At 71.2% G+C, this 3,380-nt stretch carries 5 protein-coding genes; 1 reads left to right on the forward strand and 4 read right to left on the reverse strand.

Going from position 1 to position 3,380, the window contains the following annotated elements:
* Positions 1-63 precede the first annotated feature (63 nt).
* The 3 genes from mftC to mftA are packed head-to-tail and all read right to left on the reverse strand — an operon-like array spanning position 64 to position 1,684.
* Entirely contained in the window at positions 64-1,269 is a 1,206-nt protein-coding gene (gene mftC / locus ACTIR_RS0101980; RefSeq protein WP_026453031.1) for a mycofactocin radical SAM maturase, read from the reverse strand.
* Between the two features lie 9 nt (positions 1,270-1,278).
* Complete coding sequence (gene mftB, locus ACTIR_RS0101985; RefSeq protein ID WP_026453032.1) at positions 1,279-1,578, reverse strand: mycofactocin biosynthesis chaperone MftB; 300 nt, start codon at positions 1,576-1,578, stop codon at positions 1,279-1,281.
* Positions 1,568-1,684, reverse strand: coding sequence for a mycofactocin precursor MftA (gene mftA, locus ACTIR_RS0101990; protein ID WP_026453033.1), 117 nt, complete (start codon positions 1,682-1,684; stop codon positions 1,568-1,570). Before mftA ends, mftB begins: the two co-directional genes overlap by 11 nt.
* Positions 1,685-1,763: 79 nt before the next feature.
* Between mftA and mftR the strand changes: the two genes are divergently transcribed.
* A complete protein-coding gene (mftR, locus tag ACTIR_RS0101995) occupies positions 1,764-2,378 on the forward strand; it encodes a mycofactocin system transcriptional regulator (protein ID WP_034237886.1) in 615 nt (204 codons plus the stop codon).
* Positions 2,379-2,773: 395 nt separating this feature from the next.
* Here the strand turns inward: mftR and ACTIR_RS0102000 are convergent, their stop codons facing one another.
* Positions 2,774-3,235, reverse strand: a complete 462-nt coding sequence (locus tag ACTIR_RS0102000) for a GreA/GreB family elongation factor (RefSeq protein WP_007026931.1) — start codon at positions 3,233-3,235, stop codon at positions 2,774-2,776.
* Between the last annotated feature and the right edge of the window lie 145 nt (positions 3,236-3,380).

Here is a 3,380-nt window from a genome sequence, read left to right on the forward strand (position 1 = left end):
GACGGTCGTCCCCGGTGGGTGCGGGGACGACCGTCGTGGGTGGGGACCGGCGGGCCGGTCGGGTCAGGGGCGGAACCCCGCCAGCGGGCTGGTGTCGCACGCACGGTCCGGAATCCGGTCCGGTGTGGACGCCGTCGCGTCCTCCGGCGGACCCCAACCGATCGGCACCGACACCCGCTTGCGGCCGGGTTTGGAATGGTCCTTGTCCGGCTTGGGCACACCGGCGCCCACCCCCGCGAGCGCGCGTTCACCGTTGCCCTTGACGCACTCCGGGTCGGGCCCGTCCAGCGGCAGCCCGGTGAAGAACTTGGCGGCCATGCACCCGCCCTGACACGAGTCGTAGGCCGAGCACGAGGTGCAGGCCCCGCCGGTCTGCGGTTCGCGCAGCCGGGTGAACAGGTCCGACTCGCGCCAGACCCGGGTGAATCCGCCCTCGTCGCGCACGTTGCCCGCCAGGAACTCCTCGTGGATGGCGAACGGACAGGCGTAGACGTCCCCGACCGGGTCGATCAGGCACACCACCCGGCCCGCGCCGCACAGGTTCAACCCCGGCAGCGGGGTGGAGCCGAGCGCGTTGAGGTGGAAGAACGAGTCGCCGGTGAGCACGTTCTCGCCGTGCTCGACCAGCCAGTTGTAGAGCTGGAGCTGCTGGTCGGCGGTCGGGTGCAGTTCGTCCCAGGTGTCCGCGCCGCGGCCGGACGGGCGCAGGCGGGTGATCCGCAGTTGTGCCCCGTGGTCGTCGGCCAGCCGCTTGAAGTCGTCGAGCTGGTCGACGTTGTGCCGGGTCATCACGACGCTGATCTTGAAGTTCGTGAAGCCCGCGTCGGCCAGGTTCCCCATCGCGGACAGCGCGGTGTCGAACGAGCCGGGGCCGCGGACGTGGTCGTTGACCTCCGCGGTGGCGCCGTCCAGGGAGAGCTGCACGTCGACGTAGTCGGTCGCCGCCAGCCACCGGGCCCGCTCGGGCGTCAGCTTCACCCCGTTGGTGGAGAACTTCACCCCGACCCGGTGATCCACGGCGTACTCGACGAGATCCCAGAAGTCCGACCGCACGGTCGGCTCGCCGCCGCCGATGTTGACGTAGAAGACCTGCAGACGCTGGAGCTCGTCGATGACGGCCTTGCACTCGTCGGTGGACAGCTCGCGGGGGTCACGCCGCCCGGACGCGGACAGACAGTGCACACAGGACAGATTGCAGGCGTAGGTCAACTCCCACGTCAGGCAGATCGGCGCGTCCAGGCCGTGCTGGAAGTGTTCGACCAGCTTCATGGCCACCTCTCATCGTGCTTCGATCGTGCCCGCGGACAACAGGCCCGCCAGCGCGTCGAGATACCGGGTGCGTTCGGGGGCGGGGACCCCCGCCGAGTCGAGCGTGGCCGGCACGTCCGGCTGGTTCTCCAGCTCACGGACCACGTCGACGAGCAGCTGGGTCTTCAGAAAGGACAGACGTCGGGTGCCGAAGTCGTACACCAGCGCACCGAACGGCTCCGGCCGCAGCGCGACATCCGGGGAGAGCCGGTACGGCCGGGCCGGATCGAACGGTTCGGTGCGGACCTCGGCCTCGGCCTCAGTAGACACCGCACATGCCGTCGATGGAGACGTCCTCGACGAGGAGGTCCTCCTCGACGGTGTCGGAATCGGTGGCGGGGGCGCTCGTGTCGACCGTGGTCTCGGCTTCGTTCATGGGAGGCTACTCCTCGTCGAGTAGGGATGACGACCGTGCGTGCCACAGTAATGGCACCGAGTGCCAAATGGAAGGGGTTATGGCCGAGACGAATCCGGAGCCGACCGCGCGCCCGGGCAGACGGAGGTCGACCAGCCACGACGAGCTGGAGCGGGTGGCGTTCGCGTTGTTCGGGCGGGAAGGATTCGACGCGACCACCGTGGACGACATCGCCCGTGCGGCGGGTATCGGCAGGCGGACGTTCTTCCGCTACTTCGACTCGAAGAACGACGTCGTGTGGGGCGACTTCGACGCCCACCTGGGACGGATGCGCGCGCGGTTGCGCGCCCGCCCCACCGACGAGCCGCTGACCGAGGCCATCCGGACGGCGGTGGTGGAGTTCAACCGGGTCGAGCCGGAGGAACAGCCGCGCCACCGCGCGCGGCTGGAGCTGATCCTGCGCGTGCCCGCGCTGCAGGCGCACTCCACCCTGCGCTACGCGGACTGGCGGGCGGTGGTCGCCGAGTTCGCCGCCGAGCGCCTCGGGACGCCGGTGACGTCGCTGTGGCCGCAGACCCTGGCCTACGCCACCCTCGGCATCGCCCTGGCCGCCTACGAACAGTGGCTCAGCACGGACGACGCCACCACGGACCTGACCACCCTCCTGGACCGCGCCCTCACCGCCCTCACCACCGGCTTCGACCACCTCCCCTGACCCCCGGCCCCCACCCCGAACCCGCGAGTCGCCACTCCAGGCCCGCGAGTCGCCACTCCGGAACCGCGAGTTGCCGCTTCGGGCCCGCGAGTCGCCACTCCGGAACCGCGAGTCGCCACCCCCGGACCGCGAGATGACATTCCCGACCCACGGGTCGGCCGAGACCCGTCGAACCGACCCGGGAAGCCGCGGACGGCCGTCGCGCTGCCCGAGACGCTGTCAACGTCGACTCGCGGACTGGAGCGGCAACCCACCGGCCTGGAGCGGCAACTCACCGGTCTGGAGTGGCAACTCACCGACCTGGGGTGGCGACTCGCGGACTTGGAGTGGCGACTCGCGAGCCTGGAGTGGCAACTCACCGGCCTGGAGTGGCGACTCGCGGGCCGGGGTGCCGGTCAGGTGGGGAGGGTGAGGGTGACGATCTCCGCGTGGGCCTCGCCGCCGGGGGTGCGGTAGGTGATCGTGTCGCCCTCCCCGTGGCCGGCGATGGCCTGGCCGAGCGGGCTGTCGGAGGTCAGCGCGGTCGCGTCGTCCTCGGCCTCGTCGACGTGGCCGACCACGGTCAGGTCCTCGGTGTCACCGTCGGCGAACCGCAGGGTCACCTTCGTGCCGGACGGCAACCCGCTCTCCGCCTCCTGGGACGGCCCGCCGTGCAGCAGATCGGTGATCTCGGCGATGCGCCGGTCCAGGCGCGAGGCCAGCTCCGCGCGTTCGAGCAGATCCGCCTGGTCGGCACTGTCACCCAACGGGTCCTCACCGAGCCGCGGTGCCATGGCCGCGCGCTGCTGCCGTAGCTGTTCCAGCTCGCGTTCCAGCCGTTCGCGGGTGGCCGGACTCAAACCTCCGGTCGACGTCATCCGCCCATTGTCAGGCCTGAGCGCCCGCCTCGCCACGTCGTGGATCTCCGCCCTGCTGTGCGGTGTGTCTCGGGTGATCTCCACCGCGCCGCACGGCCCCGCCCGCGGCGCGTCCCACCCGCGCGGCCGTGCGGTCGCGGACGGT

Origin of the sequence: Saccharomonospora iraqiensis subsp. iraqiensis, from assembly GCF_000430445.1 — a bacterium.
Classification (GTDB): Bacteria; Actinomycetota; Actinomycetes; order Mycobacteriales; family Pseudonocardiaceae; genus Saccharomonospora; species Saccharomonospora iraqiensis.